Source organism: Paenibacillus sp. J22R232 (assembly GCF_056269165.1).
This window is the reverse complement of the sequence record NZ_JBWDNK010000006.1, coordinates 298848-318950: the sequence shown is the minus strand read 5'-3', so window position 1 is coordinate 318950 and position 20103 is coordinate 298848. Positions and strand designations below refer to the sequence as shown.

At 43.7% G+C, this 20103-nt stretch carries 12 protein-coding genes and 1 pseudogene; all 13 read left to right on the top strand.

Annotated features, from left to right (window positions below):
* The first annotated feature begins 24 nt into the window (after positions 1-24).
* The gene (locus AC0YN3_RS20155) at positions 25-1869 is read left to right on the top strand and encodes a right-handed parallel beta-helix repeat-containing protein (RefSeq protein ID WP_475776758.1); all 1845 of its coding nucleotides are present in this window, start codon (positions 25-27) and stop codon (positions 1867-1869) included.
* Between the two features lies 1 nt (position 1870).
* A complete protein-coding gene (locus AC0YN3_RS20150; RefSeq protein WP_475776757.1) occupies positions 1871-2803 on the top strand; it encodes an ABC transporter permease in 933 nt (310 codons plus the stop codon).
* A 12-nt stretch (positions 2804-2815) separates the two neighbouring features.
* Positions 2816-3694 (top strand): carbohydrate ABC transporter permease, encoded by an 879-nt coding sequence (locus AC0YN3_RS20145; RefSeq protein WP_475776756.1) that lies wholly within the window; start codon positions 2816-2818, stop codon positions 3692-3694.
* A 54-nt stretch (positions 3695-3748) separates the two neighbouring features.
* Positions 3749-5353 carry an extracellular solute-binding protein gene (locus AC0YN3_RS20140; RefSeq protein ID WP_475776755.1) on the top strand — a complete coding sequence of 535 codons (1605 nt, stop codon included), beginning with the start codon at positions 3749-3751 and terminating at the stop codon, positions 5351-5353.
* Between the two features lie 120 nt (positions 5354-5473).
* Complete coding sequence (locus tag AC0YN3_RS20135; RefSeq protein ID WP_475776754.1) at positions 5474-6427, top strand: glycoside hydrolase family 43 protein; 954 nt, start codon at positions 5474-5476, stop codon at positions 6425-6427.
* A 365-nt stretch (positions 6428-6792) separates the two neighbouring features.
* Entirely contained in the window at positions 6793-7071 is a 279-nt protein-coding gene (locus AC0YN3_RS20130) for a hypothetical protein (RefSeq protein ID WP_475776753.1), read from the top strand.
* 3 nt (positions 7072-7074) lie between these two features.
* A complete protein-coding gene (locus tag AC0YN3_RS20125; RefSeq protein ID WP_475776752.1) occupies positions 7075-8307 on the top strand; it encodes a DUF3800 domain-containing protein in 1233 nt (410 codons plus the stop codon).
* Between the two features lie 338 nt (positions 8308-8645).
* Positions 8646-9800 (top strand): response regulator, encoded by a 1155-nt coding sequence (locus tag AC0YN3_RS20120; protein ID WP_475776751.1) that lies wholly within the window; start codon positions 8646-8648, stop codon positions 9798-9800.
* On the top strand, positions 9800-12859 hold the full coding sequence (locus tag AC0YN3_RS20115) for an ATP-binding protein (RefSeq protein ID WP_475776750.1): 3060 nt from the start codon (positions 9800-9802) through the stop codon (positions 12857-12859). Before AC0YN3_RS20120 ends, AC0YN3_RS20115 begins: the two co-directional genes overlap by 1 nt.
* 175 nt (positions 12860-13034) lie before the next feature.
* Positions 13035-16400 carry an S-layer homology domain-containing protein gene (locus AC0YN3_RS20110; RefSeq protein ID WP_475776749.1) on the top strand — a complete coding sequence of 1122 codons (3366 nt, stop codon included), beginning with the start codon at positions 13035-13037 and terminating at the stop codon, positions 16398-16400.
* Positions 16401-16635: 235 nt separating this feature from the next.
* Positions 16636-16740 (top strand): annotated as a pseudogene (locus tag AC0YN3_RS20105) (RNA polymerase subunit sigma-70); the annotation flags it as partial.
* A gap of 149 nt (positions 16741-16889) precedes the next feature.
* Positions 16890-17363, top strand: a complete 474-nt coding sequence (locus AC0YN3_RS20100; RefSeq protein ID WP_475776748.1) for a toll/interleukin-1 receptor domain-containing protein — start codon at positions 16890-16892, stop codon at positions 17361-17363.
* 14 nt (positions 17364-17377) lie between these two features.
* A complete protein-coding gene (locus tag AC0YN3_RS20095) occupies positions 17378-19822 on the top strand; it encodes a tetratricopeptide repeat protein (RefSeq protein WP_475776747.1) in 2445 nt (814 codons plus the stop codon).
* Positions 19823-20103 lie beyond the last annotated feature (281 nt).

The window sequence follows — 20103 nt, the reverse complement described above, 5'->3', positions numbered from 1 at the left end:
CAGATAGAGAGAGGAGGCAGGTGAGTGGAGCGCGTAAAGAATGATGATACAGCCGTGAGCATGCCTGAAATCTCAATCCGTGCTCCGGAATGGAGCGGATATACGAGAGTTAGCGTCGCTGATTTCGGTGCTAGACCCGAGGAAGGGTATTGTAACGGAAGTGCGTTTCAGAATGCCATTGATTATTGCAAACGGGAACGTTCGTCCGAGCTTGTCGTTCCTTCGGGAATATATCGATTTTATGATGGCCATCATCCTGTATTCGAAGGGATGCTCGATTTTCAGTTCGATGGCGGAGGCTCTGAATTTATCTTTTCTACGGTAGAAGCCTTTTTTACCATAAAACATTGCGTTCGGACCCTATTCAAAAATTTCACTGTCGATTGGGACTGGGAAAGCGGGCAATTGGCAAGCATCGGACAAGTGCGGGATGTGGCCGCAAACCGTACGTATTTCGATCTCCATTTTCCGGAGTATGCGCAAGCGCCAGACGATCTGAACATACGGACCTTAAACGCGATGAACCCGCTGACCTTATCGGCAGGCTGCGAGTTAGGCCGTGAATTCCACGCAGACCATTTCCAGAATGTTAGTCGTCAAGATCTCAATACGTTTCGAATTACATTATCGGGTCCCGAAAATTTTCGCTTTCTGAATCCAGGGCAGGCTTACATCGTTCGTCATTACGTTTATGACGCGAACGCTTTCGAACTTAAAAGCAATCAGCATTTGCAAATCGAGCACGTAACGGTCTATTCCGCGCCAGGGCATGCTTTCGTGGCGTCAGGGGATCAACGGCATTGGGCGCTGCGGCATTGCAGAATTGTAAAACGGCCAGGCACGACGCGTTGCATTTCCGTCACGGCAGATGGCTGCCATATCAGTAACTCTCTAGGTTACTTTAGGATTGAGAACTGCGATTTCAGTTACAACGGTGACGATTGCCTGAACATTCACGATAATTCAGTCCAGGGTTTCAAGCGAATCGATGATCGGACCGTAAGCCTAAATCGGGTGCTAGCATGGCGTAATCCCTTTGCGATAGGGGACGCAATCGAGTTTCGGAACGAAGATCTGTCTTCTGCCCGAATCACGAAGCGGATTGCAGGCGTCGAATGGAATAATGAGCATAACACCTGCACGCTTGCCTTTGAACAACCGATCCCTGCGGAGGTTTCGGAAAGCGCGATCCTATTTAACCGGAGATATGATTCCGGCAACTATATCGTTCGCCATAATTTCTTCCACCATAACCGCGCCAGAGGGATATTGCTGCATTCCGGCAATGGCTTGGTGGAGAACAACCATTTCTTCATGAATCAAGGGTCAGCGATCCATATCGAGTGCGGTTCCGAGTCTCGCTGGTCGGAAGGGTTTGGAGTAAGCAATCTGCGTATCCGCAATAATCTGATTGATAGCTGCGATGTGAATCACTGGAACATGGCCGTTATCTACATGGGTGTATATCTTGCCAGCGGGAGAACGCAATATCCGATCTTTGACCGGGTGTGGATCGAGAATAATACCATTATCAATTGCCCGCAGCAAGCGGTTTATGCTTCATCTTGCAGCAGGGTATATATCCGCCATAATGCCATTTTGAATTCGAATGCGGGGAGGCTCAAAGCGGCTGCCGATGGAGACGAGAATGGCGTGCTACTCCCCGAATATTATCAGGGAAGCTTAATGGCAAGCCATTGTAACGAGGTTTGGATCGAGAACAATAGAAGATTGTGCACGGTTGCGACAACAGAGGATCGTATTTATATTGATGATGCAACTAGCACGAATGTTTATGTGCTTCATAACATCGGATTCAATCAAGACGACAGCCGGTACAGGCTGCAGAAGAAAACGGGTGAGCTATAATATGGTGATTATCGGGGCGAAAGCCGGAACGGGTAAGGATGTACGCAGAAGAATAGTCAAATATAAAATGCTGTATCTCATGCTGCTTCCCGCCGTTGCGTTTCTAATTATATTTAGTTACATTCCCATGTATGGTGCATCGATCGCGTTCAAAGAATTTTGGATTACGAAAGGTATTTTAGGCAGCCCATGGGTGGGGTTCAAGCACTTCGAACAAATTTTCGCGACAGATAAGTTTTGGCAAGTTTTCACCAACACGATCGAAATCAATATCATGCGTCTCGTATTTGGATTTCCAGCTCCGATTGTTCTGGCTATTCTTTTAAACGAAGTCAGGCACAGGATCTTCAAACGGTCGATTCAAACGATTATTTATTTGCCCCACTTCATCTCATGGGTAACGATTTCGGGTATATTGTTCGCGCTATTGTCGAACGAGGGCCTGGTCAATAGCATTGTTATTCTGTTTGGCGGAGATCCGGTTAACTTCTTGACAAGCAACAGCATGTTTCGGCCACTCTTGGTCATTTCGGGCATTTGGAAGGAAGTCGGATGGGGAACGATCATTTTCCTGGCGGCATTGTCCGGCGTCAATCTGGATCTGTACGAGGCATCCGTGATCGATGGCGCCAACCGCTGGAAACAGATTGTCCATATTACGCTGCCAAGCTTGCTGCCGATCATATCCATTTTGTTGATATTGAATTTTGGCAGCATGATGAGTGGCGGTTTCGACCAAGTGTTTAATATGTACAACCCCATGGTATATGAAAGCGGCGACGTTATCGATACCTACGTTTACCGGATCGGGCTGACGCAAGGACAGTATAGCATGGCAACCGCAATCGGGTTATTCCTAAACGTCATCAATTTTATACTGCTTATCGCGGTAAACAGCGCGGCTAAAAAAATGAACGGACATGGCATTTACTGAGGTGATTGAATAATGGTGCGATCTACGAGCGTTTCCGGCAAAATATTTGATATACTTAACATCGGTTTCTTAGTTTTCATGGCTTGCATTATGCTTTACCCGTTCTGGCATGTACTTGTGGGATCCGTACTGCCGTATGAAGAAGCCGTGAAGACGAGCTTTAATATCCTTCCGCGAAGTATTTCCTTTGAAGCTTATGAATACGTTTTCTCGAAAAATACGATTCTGATGTCGGTTGTAGTTTCCGTATTCGTTACGGTTATTGGTACGCTATACCAGCTTTTGATTACATCTATTGCGGCATATCCATTGACGAAACAAGATCTTCCGGGTAGAACGGCTATCTTTCTCTTTATCATATTCACGATGTTTTTTGGCGGGGGGCTCATTCCTTACTACTTGCTAATCAAGAGTCTTGGGATGGTAAATAGTTTGGCCGTTATGATTATTCCGGCAGCGTTAAGCACGTATAACTTGATCGTGCTCAAAACATTTTTTCAAAATATCCCCATTGATCTGGAGGAATCGGCAAAGATCGACGGAGCTGGTTATATGAGAGTGTTCTACCAGATCATCATCCCCTTATCGTTTCCGGCGCTGGCAACAATCGCATTATTTATCGCCGTGGGGCAATGGAACAATTGGTACGTTCCGATGCTGTTTCTTAACGATAAGGAACTATGGCCGTTAGCGATGGTGTTAAGGGACGTTCTGATTAATAACAATATGGAATTGACCCGCAGCGGCAGCTTCGTAAGCAAAGATTTCATGCTGGGGGACACCATTAAGAATGCGATTGTGATGGTTTCCGTTATTCCTATCATCATTGTTTATCCCTTCATTCAGAAGCACTTTGTGAAAGGGGTGATGATTGGATCAATCAAGAGTTGACAGTCAGATCACTAGCAAACATTCATTTTTCATTAAAGGGGAGCAGTGAACAACATGTTGAATGGAAAGAAAGGCCTCATTTTATGTCTTGCAATGGTGTTGTTATTCGTTGGGGTGATTGCAGGATGCGGAAATAATAATGAGAAGAGCGAAGCTGGTGAGTCTTCTCCGTCTACAAGCGAAGAAAATCCTGATTCCGAACCCGTTGTTGAAAATGCAAAACCTGTTGAATTATCCGTGTTTAGTTGGATGTTCGAGGGGGCTGATTCGCAGGACTCTCAAATCTATAAGCATTTGCAGGAAAAGCTCAATATCCGTTTAAAGGTGATTACGGCTTCATGGAATGACTGGGAAGAGAAGCTGAACGTGATGATTGCTTCCGGAGAGATGCCCGATGTATTTGTCTCTTATGGCATTGACCGACCGGTTCAATACCGTCAGTGGATTAAAGAGGGCATGCTCCTTCCGCTTTCGGATTACTCAGAGCAGTATCCGAATATTAAAGCGTCGCTAGCGAACTTTGAGCATTTAGCTAAAACGACCGGCAACAAGCATTATGCGCTTCCTATATTCAATGAATCCGGCAGCGGAAAGATGGCGGTCAGCGGGCACAATATTCTGATTCGCAAGGATTGGCTGGATAAGCTAAACCTAGAAATGCCAAAGACGATCGATGAGTTCTATGCGGTTGCCAAGGCCTTTACCGAAGGTGACCCTGACGGCAATAACAAGAAGGATACGTACGGTTATTCCTCCAGTGCCGGAGGGATTTGGTGGCAGTATCCGCTGTTCAACGCTTTCGACACGAGCACCGATAGGTGGGAGAAGAAAGATGGGCAATGGGTACCGGAGGTTATTTCCGATGAAACGAGAGACGGGCTTGTTCTTCTAAATCAGCTGTACAAGGAAAAAATACTTGATCCTGAATTTATGTTAAATACGGACGATCAGAAAATCGAGAAATTTATCACGGGCAAAGTCGGCATCATGATTCATAACGCAAATGCTACCTTCTATAATGATTTTTATGACAAGTTCAAGCAGGCATATCCCGATGCCGATCCGAAGGCGATTTTCACATGGGTAGGCACCTTGGTAGGGAAAACGGGGGCTCAGCGAATGGATGGCTTCAATAACTTCTGGGCAGAAACGTCTGTTAATGCCAGCATCTCGGATGAGAAAAAGAAAAAATCATTGGAGCTATTGGACTACCTGCTCTCGAGCGAAGGGCAGCAGCTGATGATGAACGGCATCGAAGGGGTCCACTACAGTAACGACGGAGATAAAATCACTCCTATCATGAAGGAAGAAGACAAGGGCAAAGACAAAGCTTTTTCATTAAAAGCATTGGTTTCATGGAACTCGGATTTCCTTCCTGACAGTACGCCTAATAAAGAGGACATTGTCGCAATGGCAAAATCGACAGGCGACTTCGCCGTTCCGAATCCGTTAGCCTACTTAAACATTGATCCAGAGGAACTGGATCCGAGTATTCCAAGCCAGCTGAATGATTTGGTAAATGAAAAATTCGTTAAGATCATTGTGGAAGCCAAGGACGTTCCTGCGGATTTCGTTTCCTTCAAGGAAGAGTGGTTATCCAAAGGCGGTACGAAAGTGATTGAAGCAACGAATAAGCAAGCGCAAGCGGAAGGTCGCTAGATCCGCGAGAAAGCTCGTTTAGGGTAAGAAGAGACTTTGCTGGAGCCGGATTTTTCAGCAAGGTCTCTTAAGTTGGTCTCAGGTTACATGCTTTAAAGGCGAAGAAGCGAGGTGGTTGGAATGACAAAGTATGAGGATTTTCAGCCGGGAGAATTGTGGTTGGATACGAATGGACAGCCTATTCAGGCGCATGGCGGCAGCATATTATTCGATAACGGGATGTATTACTGGTATGGAGAAAATAAAGACGGCCCGAACAGCATAAGCCGGATCGGTATTCAGCGCGTGGACGTCATTGGCATATCCTGCTACTCTTCGAGCGATTTATACAACTGGACCTTCGAAGGTATCGTGCTGCCCGCGGTTTCCGATGATCCGAATCACGACCTTCATCCGTCCAAAGTAGCGGAGCGCCCAAAGGTTCTGAAGAACGATCGAACTGGCAAATACGTGATGTGGCTTCATATGGATAGCGAGGACTATACGCTGGCCAAAACCGGCGTGGCCGTAAGCGACCATCCGGCAGGCCCATTTGTATATGCGGGGAGCAAGCGCCCTAACGACGTCGATAGCCGGGATATGACAGTATTTAAAGACGATGATGGAACGGCTTATTTACTTCATTCGTCTGACTGGAACAAAACCCTGGTCATATCGAGGTTAACCGATGATTATACCGATTTAGATGGCGAGTTTACGAAAGCGTTCATTGATCAGTCCAGGGAAGCACCGGCGGTGTTTAAACATGCGGGGAGATATTACTTGCTATCCTCGGGTTGTACGGGGTGGTATCCGAATGCGACTCTCGTTGCGGAGTCGAATCGGATGATGGGACGGTGGGAGCTCAAGGATAATCCGTTAAGCGGGCTGCATGCCCGGAAATCGTTTTATGCGCAGAGCACATATGTTTTTCCTGTCCAAGGCTTAGAGAACAGCTTTATATTTATGGCTGACCGATGGCTGCCGGAGGAGCTTGCGAATTCTAGATACGTATGGCTTCCTATTACTTTTACGGACGATGGGATAGAAATCAAGTGGGCGGATCGTTGGGATTTGAACAATTTCCGAAAATGAATATATGCATTAAGGCCGTTCCTTAGTAGGAGCGGCCTTAAGTTATTGAGCTGAAGTAGTCGGTTCCCTCCTAAATGACATCGGGTTGTGTGCATATAGTCAAAAAAACGACAATAACGGGGAAGATTTAGAGAATCTAATCTCCATCGGGACGATCGGATTTAGGAAGCGGGTGAGGCAGTGCACATTTACTCATCTACTAGGAACAAACATACATATCTTAATGAAATGATTTACCAATGTATGGTGTAATATATTTAGGTCAGTGTTCCGATAATGATTGGGGAGATGAGGTCTTCACATAAAGACGATGCTTCAGATCTATTGACTAGTCCTTAGGATTACATAGAGAGGATGTAATATTGGTGAGGTTTAAAGATATCGTTTTGCGGTTTTTTAATAGTTTTGAAAGATCAAAACAAACAAATGATTTTTCTGAAATACAATTGGATTCATTCATACTTCAATTATTTAACGAAATAATAAAAGAGGATAAAGATAAAAGTGAAAATTTTGACGAAATTATATTTGTGCAAAAATTTGATAGAGAACTAAAAGAGAAATTGAAATTAGACATAGTAGCATTATTGGGGAATAAAATAACAGATAAAGATAATTCTTTTAAAGAAAAGCAAATAGGATAAATTTTGCTAAACGAATTTAATAGAATTAATAAAGAAATATCAATTGAAAAATTTGATAGTCTTAGAAAAAGTATTGTTGATACTGGTTGTGATATAAATGCAAATTTCAAATTTTATTACGATGAAACAAATAACCCAAGGAGATTTTGGATAAAACAAAATAGATTTAATTCCCCTGTGAATAAAAATTTTGTATTGGGAGGACTAGTTATCGATGAAAAAAAATGTATTGGAAATCCTGAAGATTTAATAGACAAACTAAAGTTGCAAAAAAATATGGGTGAGATAAAATCTAAACATATTTTAAAGTCAACTTTTATTGAATCTTTGAGATCAGAAAAACTAAATATACTTTTGAAATGGATTTCTGAAAATGAAATGGATATTCATTTTATAAATGTTGATAATTTACATGTCATTGTTATTGACATTTTGAAGATAATAATTGATGAAGATATAGATAGTGAGAATATTAGAGGCTCAGAACTTATGTACGGACACACCCTATATAAACTCATGTCTAGCAACATAGATAAAGTTTGCGAAATACTAACAAAGTATGATTATCCTAAAATTCGTAAAGAATTTATAACAGATTTTTGTGGAGAATGGGTTACCTTTTTAAAACGCTTAAAATCTAACCTCCCTCCTCCAAAGGATATATTCGAAGAATTTGGAAGAGTAATCATGTATGATGAATTGTGGAAATTGTTTGATAAGGTGAAAGATGGTAATAAATTTGTTGGGTTAGGTAAGGATGAATATATTGTTACTGATTATTCGAACTTTTACCTGATTAAACCTGATATATTTATAAATTCATTTCATTTTTTTGATAAAGAATTAGAGATAGAGAAAATAATTAATACAACTTCAGATGTTGCTTTCAAGGAAAGTAGAAATTTTACATTCAAAGATTCTACTGAAGATAGATTCATACAAATTAGCGATGTTGTAGTGGGGTTATTAGGAAGATTTTTTTCATATATCGAAGAACTAAATGGTGAATTGGAAAATGGGAAAATTGTTCAAAGATTAATTCATTCGATAACAAAATTTGATAGTATTCAAAAGGGTAACTTTTTGTTGCTGATTAATATATTGAAAAAATCTCACGATAAGAATAAATTGTTTTTTTATAGCGAAAACACATTTGTACAAAAGAGCAATTTGGATTTTATTCTTAGGATTACTGATGTAACAGATGCAATGGTCACGTTTAAATCTAGGGTGTGAGGTGCCCAAGTGTACCATGAATGCAATGGTGGTTGGGCACCAAATGAAAAATATTTACATACGTCCGTTGAACGCAACCAACACATGTGGAGTGCTGTGTATCGATCATAAAAGAATAGCATTTAAGAGCCTATTTACCTATTTCGAAAAACTCAAGAGAACTGTCGCTTGAGTATTTTTTAATTTTGTGTCGGTCATTTCGATTTGGCTCTTCGTACAGTGCTGAAAGTACTATGCGATCGCTCTGAAAGAAGGAAATGTGTCATATTTTGCCGAATACATGCGAAAAGAAGCATGAATAAGAGATTACTTCGAGAGAATTAAGGAGATAAGCCCCAATGATTCGTGTACTGCTCATTGATGACGAAGAAGATGCGCTGGATCTGCTGGAGATATTGCTTGGTCAGATCGGCGGCGTCGAAGTGGTGGGAAGGTATGATAATCCGATTCAGGCGATCGAAGATATCGTACGGTTTCCTGTCGATGCGGTATTTTTGGACAATCAGATGCCAGGAATGAAGGGTACGCAAGCAGCGAGAGCCGTCAGAGAGAAGCTGCCGCGAATGCCTATCGTATTCACAACGGCATACGCGGAATATGCCGTCGAAGCATTTGAAATTCAATCAACCGACTATTTGCTTAAGCCATTTACGAAAGAGAGATTGCAGAACGCTGTCGATCGCATCCAACAATCAATATCCGTATTCTCCCTAGAAGCTCGCCGTAACACGAGTATTCCCTTTACAATTCGTTGCTTGGGAGGGTTTCATATCCAGTTGCCGGACAACAAGGACCGAATGCTTGCCTGGAAAACGAAGAAGGAAAAGGAGCTCTGTGCCTATTTGATTCATCACGAAGGAAAATCCGTAAATACCGCAACAATCATCGAAGCGTTATGGCCGGGGTACGATCTGGAGAAAGCGAAAACTTATTTCTACACCTGCATGTCCTATTTAAGAAAAAGTTTGGCAGATCATCAAATCCCGATTCAAATCCATAAAGACGCGCAAGGTTTCTTCGCTGCATTGGATGGTATGACTGTTGATGTGACGGAATTCGAGCGATTGCTGCGCAATATGTTGACCGAAGAGGTGATGGATGAGCGGTTATACGAATCTATCAACCTAATCTATAAAGGCGAATATATGGATGCCAATGATTTCGGCTGGGCCGTCGCCAGACAGATGGAGATCAAGGCAACGTATATTCGCGTGCTTCGTAAGAGGTTTGCTTATTTCCGCAGTCAGGGTCAAATGCTGCTTGCGATCGATAGCATGAAGCAAGTCTTGACGCTCGCTCCGGATTCGGAGGCGGACGGACGAGAGTTGATCAAGCTGCATTTGGAAACGGGCAATCGAAATGAGGCATTGCGTGTCTACATGCATTTGGAACAAGCGGTTCACGTGCAGCTGGGGGCGGAGCTCGAGGAAGGGACGGTTCTTCTGCTCCATCAAACGAAAGACCAAGTAGAATGGCAGGGGCGAGGAGTCTAATGAGAAAAAAACTGGCTGCAGTGGTTGCAACGCTCGTCATTTTGACGGCGACTTATGGCATATTGTTTGCTTATGTATCCATTCAAAAAAAGCAAACACCCATTGCGGCGAACGGATCAATGGATTTGACTTCATGGAAATTTAAAGAAAATGGCTTAATTCCGCTAGATGGAGAATGGGAGTTTTATCCGAATCGGCTTTTAACGCATGAAGACCTTCTATCCTCTTCTCCGCAAGTCTCCACGACGTTACAAGTGCCCGGTTCGTGGTCGAGCCGAATGAAGATGACCGGGATGGCCACTTACCGATTGAGGCTCCATATCAATAATACCGAATTGATGTACGGATTAAAAACGGCGTCCATCTTAATCTCCAATCGGCTTATCGTCAACGGAGAGACGGTTGGCTCCAGCGGGATTCCTGCCGAGCATAGGGAATACTACGCCGTGAACAAGCCCTACGTTAGTTATTTCAAGTTAAGGCCTGGCTGGAATGAGCTCCTCGTTCAAGTTGCAAACTATGAATTTTCCGGCGGCAGCGGCATTAACAATTCGATTTTCCTTGGGACTGCTGAGCAAATCTCTGGGCTTCGAGATCGGGCACTGACGCATGATTGGGTGACGGTTACCGCTTTTCTGATTATGGGGCTCTATTTCGTCGGGCTTTATGCCCAGCGCAAACACGATCGTTCTTTGATCGTCTTCGGTTTAATGTGCATGAGCATTGCTTTATTCATAAGCGTAAGAGGAGAAAGAGTGCTGCTAGAGGCGCTCGGCTTAATGCCATTTTGGCTGTTTTTCCGCCTTCAGATGATCTCGGCACTCGCGGGCGGCTTCGGATTTTGTTTATACGTGTACACCGCTTTCCGACCGTTTTGCTCCAAAAGGCTAGTCCAAATCACATTGATCGCGGGGGGCGCATTCGCTCTCATCTATATGTGCTTCGCAACGGAGATGGCGACATTTCCGTCCGCGCTGCTGCGTCAATTGACAACGTATTACGTCATTTTCTCGCTACTGTATGCTACCTATATCTTCGTATTGGCGGCACTTCACAAAGTCGAGGGAAGCAGGTATTTGATTCTTGCGGGAATCGCCTTGAACATACTGACATTAAAGCAAAACATGAGCATCTATCTGGGTATGGAAGTGTATATGCTTGCACCGTTCGAGCCGTTCCTCGTTCTTCTCATGCTTGCTTTGCTTATGTCGCTCCGATTTTCGAACGCTTTTCATAAAATCGAAGAGTTGTCCGGGCAGTTGCTGAAAGCGGACAAAATGAAGGACGACTTTCTGGCGCGAACTTCACATGAGTTCAAGTCTCCTCTCCATGGCGTTATGAACATATCGCGGTCCATGCTAGAAGATCCCGCGTATCCGCCGACCGTGAGCCAGAGGGAGAAGATCGAATTAATTATCGGGATCACTGGGAGGCTTTCGCAGCTCGTTTACGATATTTTGGATTTCTCCAAATTGAAGCAAGGCGAGCTGAGAATCGCGCCGTTGGCAACGGATGTCCATTCTGCGGTTGAAGTCCAGGTTCGCATTTACGCCTATCTTTGCATCGAGCGAGACATTCGCCTACTGAACCATGTCCCCGCAGAGCTGCCCGCCGCGCTCGCTGATGAGATTCGTCTAAGTCAGATTATTTCGAATTTATTGGACAACGCGGTGAAGCATACGAAAAATGGAAGCATCGTCGTTACTGCATCAGAGCAAGGAGGCATGATTGAAGTTTCCGTACACGATACGGGAGAAGGCATCGATTCGCGCGAGCTTCCGACTATATTCGAGCCGTTTGCATCGAGCGACGCATCGGAGGACCGCGGCTTCGGGTTAGGATTATCCATCGCGAAGCAGTTGATCGAGCTGCAGAACGGAACCATTGCGGTGACTTCGACGCGGGGCGTTGGATCGACATTTACGTTTACGATGCCGGTCGCAAATCGAGGGAAAGAAGGGAAAGCAACCCGCCCGGACGGCAAGACCGCTCAGGTCACGCCGAAGCAAGCTGAATACTCCTTTGTGACACCATATGTTTCGAATCACAAAGGGAAGCATACGATACTCATCGTCGATGACCAGTTCGTAAACCTGAAGGTGTTGATGGATACGCTGCAAACCTTCGATTATCGCGTCATCGCAGTCAAGAGCGGGTACGAAGCGCTGGAGCAGATCGCTGGGCCGAATCAGATCGATCTCGTCATTCTCGATCTGATGATGCCGGGCATGTCGGGCTACGAGGTATGTCAGGAAATTCGAAAACGCTACTCGCTCTTGGAATTGCCGGTTTTAATGGTGACCGCGGCAATTCAGCCGCAGGATAAGGTGGCGGTCTTCCAAGCGGGGGCGAACGACTACTTGCCCAAGCCGTTCGATGTGGAAGAGATGAAGGCCCGAATCGGCAGCTTGCTGGCGGTGAAAGAATCTCTCGGCAAAGCGATTCACCTCGAAGTAGCTTTCCTGCAATCGCAGATCAAGCCCCATTTCTTGTACAATGTGCTTAACAGCATCGTAGCATCCAGCTATACGGATGTGGAACGGTCACGCAAGCTGATCACTGATCTCGCTGATTTCTTGCGAGGCAGTTTCCGCTTCAGCAATGCGGAAGGGAGAGTCGCTTTCGATGATGAGCTTCATTTGATTCGAACGTACGTCAGCATTGAACAGGCACGTTTTAAGGAACGCATTCAGTTCGAATCCGACATTGCGGACAAAGCGTTTGGCTTGCGAATTCCGCCGCTTCTGCTTCAACCGCTGGTAGAGAATGCGATCCGCCATGGCATCGGCGATCGTAGGGAAGGAGGGACGGTGCGATTGACCGTGAACGAAACGGATGACGGTAATTGGCGGTTTGTCGTTGCCGACAGCGGTGTCGGCATCGTAGCGGAGCGATTGGAGACGCTGCTAGTGGGGGCCGGAGCGGACGAGCCGCAGGGTGTTGGTCTGCTGAATATTAACAAAAGGTTGAAGCATGAGTATGGGGTACAACTGCAAGTGGAGAGCGAGCTGGGCCGAGGGACGAAGGTGACGATGATCATACCGGCTTTATTGATATAGCGCTCTTGAGTCACATCCATATACCAAAAATGAAGCAGGTTATCGCTGCAAAACGGCGAGACCTGTTTTTTTTGGTGAAATCTGTCGATTTTTAAGGTTTCTTTAAGGTGTCGTTCATTATGATGAATGGGAAGGTTTATCCTAAATTCAGATAATGAAATGGAGCTGTTCACACATGTTTTTGCGAATCCGTAACCGGATGGCTGTTGTGCTTGTTAAAAGGTCAGCAATGTTGATGCTGGCTGTTGTGCTCGTTGCGGCACAAACCGCATGGTTTACGAAGGGAATTTCTGCCGCGCCGGCTACGGAGATTGGCGTTATAAAGAAGTCCACCTATTCCGGGCATTCCGGAGTTTCTCTGAAATCCGTTGCTTACAATAGGGGAAACTTTACTTCCGGAACGGGGAGTTACCTGTACTCCACCGCAGACGGAGCATTGTGGAGGTATTATAGCGGATCATTGTGGAATCAATCTACAGCCGGCGGGACGACGGGTTTTGTCGAAGCCAGATCAGGTCTCTCTGAAGAAAGTCCTTTTTATGCATTGAAAAGCAATTCGGAAATTTGGCAGTGGAATCTGCGTGAAAATGACGTCGAAAAAAAGCTGTTGACTGTGAAGGAGGAAGGTTTCAATGCGGTGAGCGGCTTCTATGCTCCCTCTTCTAATGGTATCAGCTATTTCGTGACGGGTATTTATGACGAGCATTCCGGTGATGAGACGCCTCCGAAGGCTGTTGTTTTTGCTTCTATAAATGGAGCCGTTAATGAAATGGAGCTTACGGAAGCCTCTCATTTTTCCCCGAACAAAATCGAGGTGGTTGGTAATCGATTGGTTGTCATTGGCAAAGGCTCGCACGCATACGTATACTCGCCGCAAAATGCAAATGCATGGAACGAGGTTGCCCTGCCTGATCATGCGAATTACGTAGATATCGCCGGACCTGTATCCGGTAAGCCGATTGTTGCCGTTGCCAGCGACACGACCAACCTATACTATGCGGATAGCGTTGACGGACCGTGGCATACCGTCGCCTCTCCTTCGGGCTACAAGATGAAGAGCGTTGCGTACGGAGACGGTTATTATATTGCAGTTGGGGAAGGCGCGGCAATGTTCTCCAAGGATGGGGTGAACTGGAGTTCTTTCGCGACGCTGACAACGAATGAATTAAACAGTGTTGAATACATTAAATATGGAGGATTTGCGGCTATAGGCGATGCCGGAACAAGGTTGGATTTGCAAGCCCCTGTCGGGGCGTTTTATACGCACGACACCGACACTTTCGACCCGGAAGCACCGGCGGATATCGTCGGTGACTTAACTTTGACCTACAACATGAGCATTTCGAATTTTACCGGGATTATGAATGGAAATACGTTGCTAGAGAAAGATTTGGATTACTCGCTGGATATCGATGAGGAAGATGAGCGATTTCTGGTTACTCTCAAAAAAGAGTATTTGTCGAAGCAGCAGCCAGGCGAGATAACGCTTGACTTCCAATTCAACCTAGGCTATCCGTATCCTGTAAAGATCATGATTAAAGGTGCATCCACGCCTACAACGCCAACGACGGCAGATGCGTCGAAGAATACCATTGCGACCAGCACGAACGATATTACGGTAGGCAATCCGGTGACGCTGTCGGTAAGTGGAGACAGGCAGTTGGAAACGGGTGTGGTATTCGGAGATGAGAGATATTTCCCGACAAACTGGAGCTCCACGGAGGAAGGTAAAACAGGAACGTTCAATCTGGCAGGAGCCTTTTATGTCTCAACTTATACGCCTTCGATCCCGGGCGTTCATACCGTTACGGTAACCTATACGAAGCAAATATGGGATGGATATGACTGGCAGGATAGTGGAAATTCAGATACCAAAGAGACGAGCATAATGGTTTCCGCGGCAGCAACGACGGCAGTTGCGTCGAACAACTTCGTGAACGCGAGCCCGAGCGCGACCACGCTCGGTTCGTCCGTAACGATCACGGCAAGCGGGGATCGGCAGGACATTGAGCAATTGGTGAGAGGAGACGAGCGGTACATCCCGGTAGGTTGGACCTCTTCAGAAAGCGGTAAATCAGGGACGTTTACAATTAACGGAAAAAGTTACGCATCAACCTATACGCCAATTGTCATTGGTAGCCATACTGTGACGGCAACTTTCACGAAGCAGAAATGGACTAGCGAGGGCTGGGAGGACGTCGGTCAGGATACGAAAACGACGACCGTCACGATCGGCAGCGGCTCTTCATCCGGGGGCGGAAGCACGCCATCTTCGCCGGATACAAATGGCGATTCGGTCTTCGTGCTGGTAAACGGAAAGTCCGAAAATGCGGGAACCGCGACAAAGAGCAAGCGGGCTGATCAGACCGTTACGACTATCCACATCGATCAGAAGAAAATAGATGATAAACTCGCTGCGGAAGGGCAAGGCGCGATCGTAACTATTCCTTTCAGCGCGAAATCCGATGTCGTAATCGGCGAATTTAACGGTCAGATGATTAAAAACATGGAAAACAAACAAGCGGTGCTTGAAATCAAAACGAATACGGCGACGTATACGCTTCCTGCGGAGCAAATCAACATCGATGCCATTTCCGATCAAATCGGCAAAGCGGTTGCCTTGCAAGACATTAAGCTGCAAATCGAAATTGCCGCAACCAAGGCGGATATGTTGAAGGTTGTCGAAAATGCGGCAGCTAAAGGCTCGTTCACTATTGTTGTTCCTGCCCTAGACTTCACGGTAACCGCTGCTTACGGAGAAAAAACCGTGGACATCTCAAAGTTCAACGTTTACGTTGAGCGGACGATCGCGATTCCGGACGGTGTAGATCCGAATAAAATAACGACGGGTGTCGTGGTTGATTCGGATGGAACGGTTCGGCACGTGCCTACGAAGATCGTTGTCATCGATGGAAAGTATTTCGCCAAAGTCAACAGCCTGACTAATAGTACCTACTCCATCGTGTGGCATCCGCTCGAGTTCAGCGACATGGCCAAACATTGGGCGAAGGATGCTGTGAATGATATGGGCTCGCGGATGGTTATCGATGGGATCGGGAACGGCTTGTTCAACCCTGACCAAGACATCACCCGCGCCGAATTCGCGGCCATACTCGTTCGCGGATTGGGTCTCAAGCTGGAAAACGGTGCCGTACCGTTCTCCGATGTGAAAGCGACGGACTGGTATGGCAGCGCAGTAAGCACCGCGTATGCCTATGAATTAATTAGTGGGTTTGAAGACGGTACGTACCGTCCGATGGAGAAAATAACGAGAGAGCAAGCGATGGCGATTTTGTCCAAAGCGATGGGAATGACCGGACTGAAAGCGAAGCTGGCCGCCCAATCGGCGGACGCGACGCTTCATTCCTACGGAGATGCTTCCAGCGTAGCCGCATGGGCGAAAAGCGGAGTCGCGGACAGCGTGCAAGCCGGCATTGTAAACGGAAGAAATACGGTTTCGCTTGTGCCGAAGGCCTACATGACTAGAGCTGAGGTCGCGGCGACGATTCAGCGTTTGCTGCAAAAATCCGATTTGATTTAAGTGAATTGAAACTCGAATCTCTTTCGGTCAACAGCGATTGTTGTTGATCGGTGGGATAGAGTTATTTCTTCTTTCCCAGAGGTATAGTACTCACGAAGAGCCGAACGAGCTCAGGGATTCCCCTGATTTTCGCTCGGCTTTTCTTTTTTTTAAGCTCTTACATTACACTGGCTCAGCAACAATCTAATAGCCGTACTAATGCATTACACTCGCCCAATATAGTCGGCCTGGGTAGAGAGAAATGTCTAAGATTACGTTGATCGATATCCCCGGTACTGAGGCTGATGATATCGTGGATAAGGTAAAGCTGAAGATTGAGAAGAGCAAGATAAATAAGCATTGAGATATACTCGGTGACCGGGAGAAGGAAGTTGATCTGGGTCTTGTGTTGGAACTAGGCTATCAAATGATATAATCAAATTGGTCGAATATGTTAATTTGATTTTGTTTTATAGAATGCTTTAATGTTAGTACTTAGGAGGAGATTATATGCAAGGCGTTAATAAGGATTTCTTTATTAGTTATACTAGTACAGATGAAAATTGGGCAACTTGGGTTGCAGAGGTGTTGGAAGATGAAGGATATACCACTTTGATTCAAGCATGGGATTTTACGCCAGGTACTAACTTTGTACACGACATGCATACTGCTACAATAAGTTGTAATAGAACAATTGTAATATTGTCAAAAAAATATTTCGATTCTTTTTTCACCCAATCAGAATGGCAAGCGGCTTTTGCGCAAGATCCTACAAGTGAAAAATCAAAGTTAATCCCAATTAAAGTAGGTGACTATGAACCAATTGGTTTATTAAAACAAATAGTTTATATAGATTTATTTGACCTTGAGGCGGAAGAAGCAAAAAATAGACTATTAGTTGGAGTTGATTTATCAAGAAGAGCTAGGAATTCACAGGGGTTTCCAGGTACAAAAAAAAAAGAAATAAAGGAGAATTACCTATAAACAATATTAAATTAATGCGTAATAAGTATTTTACAGGGAGGTCAAATATTCTTGATCAAATCAAAACTGAATTTACTAGGAATAATGATTCTAGTTTTTCTCAGATAGTAACTGGTACTGGAGGTGTCGGTAAAACTCAAATAGCTTTAGAGTATATATACGAATATGGTTTTGAATATGATATTGTTTGGTGGATGGAAGCTGAAGATCCCAAGGTTATTATTGATGGCTATAGAGATTTCGCATACAAAATGGGGTTGATTGACAGTAATATTGAAGATTCTGAGATAATAATATCATCAATAAACAGTTGGGCAAGCCAAAATAGAAAATGGTTATTTATTTTTGATAATGCTGAGACTCTAAAGCAAATATATGATTATCTACCAATAAATCCACAAGGACATATAATAATTACTTCTAGGAATACGAATTGGATCGAATTTGGTATGGTTCTGGAGATTGATGTATTTAGTGAAGTAGAAGCTCCTGTCTTTATGAGAAATAGGACTAATTTGCAAAATGAATCTGGATTGGATAGACTGCTAGCTGCACTAGGTCATCTTCCATTGGCTTTGGAACAAGCTTCTGCATATATAATAAACAACAGCATTTCTTATGATGAATATAAGGATTTATTTGATGAATTCAGAATTGAAATTTTGAAAAAGTATCCACCATTAAAATATAATTATTCAGTTGCAACAACATGGATAATTTCAATAGAAAAAATATATGATGATAGTTCTAAGCAATTACTAGACATCCTAGCGTTTTTATATGCTGATGGCGTTGATATCTTGTTTTTTACTACTTTATCAGAGTATTTGGGTGACCCCTTATCTGAAAAAGTAAATAATGCTTTAGAGTTCAATGAAATCATATATAAATTAAAAGAGTACTCGCTTATTAAGTATTCATCAAACAAAATAAGCATCCATCGATTATTGCAAGAAGTTATTCAGGTGTCTACTGATTCTAAGAAGTGGATAAGTTTTTTAGTTAATCTGGTATATGATCATTTAGATTACGAAATCGAGAACAAAAAGGGTTGGATGACTTATAAAAACATGGTTGATCAAATTTATTCAATAGCCAACCATGGAAATTGTCAAAAAATTGAAATTGGTAAAGTATCTTTTTTATATCATCAATTGGGTTCTTTTTTTAATTTGGTGCTTAATGATTTTAAACGGGCAGAGAGTATGTATCTGGAAGCCTTAAAAATCAGAAAAGAAGCCTTCGGGATATATTCAAAAGAAACAATAATAACAAAAAACAATTTAGCTGGATTGTACAAAGATCAAGGTAGATATGCAGAAGCTGAAGTGTTATATCTGAGCTCGATAGCAGTTTGTGAAGCGGAATTCGGCTCTAAAAGCAAACTTTTACTGACCTTGAAAGATAATTTAGCTCAACTATATCAAGCATTAGGTGATTATGAGAAAGCAAGAGTATTGTTTATTGAAGTCATTGATATCAAAACCAGTTTTTACGGAAGTGAAGGTCTGTTCGTGGCAACCTCAATGGGGAATTTTGCTACGCTATTGACTGAATTAGGCGAATTTGAAAAAGCCGAAAGTTTATTAGTTGAATCTTTAAAGACTACAAATAACGCTACTGGCACACAACATGAGCAATTTGCAAGTATTCTTGATGCATTAGCTCATGTATATACGAAACTAGGCAATTATGAGTGGGCTGAAAAATGTTTTAAAGATGCATTGGATATTCGAAGAAATATTTTCACTTCAGAACATTCCGATGTAGCAATTTCTCTTAATAATCTAGCTACTCTATTTATGGAAATGCATCGTTTTGATAAGGCAGAGCCTTTATTGTACGAATCGTTAGATATTTCAGAAAGAATTGTTTCTATTGACCCTTGTGAGATTGCTGCAATTTATAACAATTTAGGTATGGTTTTAAGTAGAACTGGGGAATATGAAAATGCGAAAAAAATGCTTGAAAAATCAATAAGTCTAAGAAAGAAGCACTTGAAAGAAGATCATATTGATTTTTCAGCGTCCTACTCTAATTTAGGCAACTTGCACCTGAGTTTAGCGGAGTATGATTTAGCAGAAGCGTTTTTAAAGGATGCACTTAAGATTAGGAAAAAAATACTGGGGATTAAGCACCCTGAAACAATTGGTTCGATAAATAATCTTGGCGTGTTATATAATGCGCAAAAGAAGTTTGAAAAGGCCGAACCATTATTAGTACAAGCTTTGGATTCAGCAATAGAAGTTTTTGGAGACGAACATAAGGATACGATTGAATCTTACTATTCACTTTCCGTATTTTATTTGCAGACAAAGAGAACGCAGAAAGGAATTAAATTACTCTCTAAAGCAATAACGCTAAGTAGAAAAGTACTTGGTAAAGAACATGAAACAACCATTATGATAGAAGATTATATTCGTAGTAGTGTTTTACCGTATGCAAATATAGTATTCTAATTCTAAATACATATGTGCCTTAAACCGGATACCCAGGTGGATAACGGAACTTACTTGTAATCGCATACCCGAGAATACGGAGAAACATTTGCAAAAGGCAGACCAGTATCACGATTAGCATACTGATGAAAAAGTCCAGCGGAGAAGCAATCTTTTGATGCGGATAACAAGCGTCTCAAGGTGAGCATTCAACAAATTGCTACCGAGTAGCAAGACGAAATTCAAACAGGGTAGTATTGAGGCTAGGAGGGAGCAGTTCTTCTGATACGGAGAACTGCTTT

Coding starts and splice junctions, on each gene's coding strand:
- AC0YN3_RS20145 (WP_475776756.1), top strand. CDS start 2,816: ATGGTGCGATCTACGAGCGTTTCCGGCAAAATATTTGATATACTTAAC.
- AC0YN3_RS20100 (WP_475776748.1), top strand. CDS start 16,890: ATGCAAGGCGTTAATAAGGATTTCTTTATTAGTTATACTAGTACAGAT.
- AC0YN3_RS20095 (WP_475776747.1), top strand. CDS start 17,378: ATGCGTAATAAGTATTTTACAGGGAGGTCAAATATTCTTGATCAAATC.
- AC0YN3_RS20110 (WP_475776749.1), top strand. CDS start 13,035: ATGTTTTTGCGAATCCGTAACCGGATGGCTGTTGTGCTTGTTAAAAGG.
- AC0YN3_RS20135 (WP_475776754.1), top strand. CDS start 5,474: ATGACAAAGTATGAGGATTTTCAGCCGGGAGAATTGTGGTTGGATACG.
- AC0YN3_RS20115 (WP_475776750.1), top strand. CDS start 9,800: ATGAGAAAAAAACTGGCTGCAGTGGTTGCAACGCTCGTCATTTTGACG.
- AC0YN3_RS20150 (WP_475776757.1), top strand. CDS start 1,871: ATGGTGATTATCGGGGCGAAAGCCGGAACGGGTAAGGATGTACGCAGA.
- AC0YN3_RS20120 (WP_475776751.1), top strand. CDS start 8,646: ATGATTCGTGTACTGCTCATTGATGACGAAGAAGATGCGCTGGATCTG.
- AC0YN3_RS20140 (WP_475776755.1), top strand. CDS start 3,749: ATGTTGAATGGAAAGAAAGGCCTCATTTTATGTCTTGCAATGGTGTTG.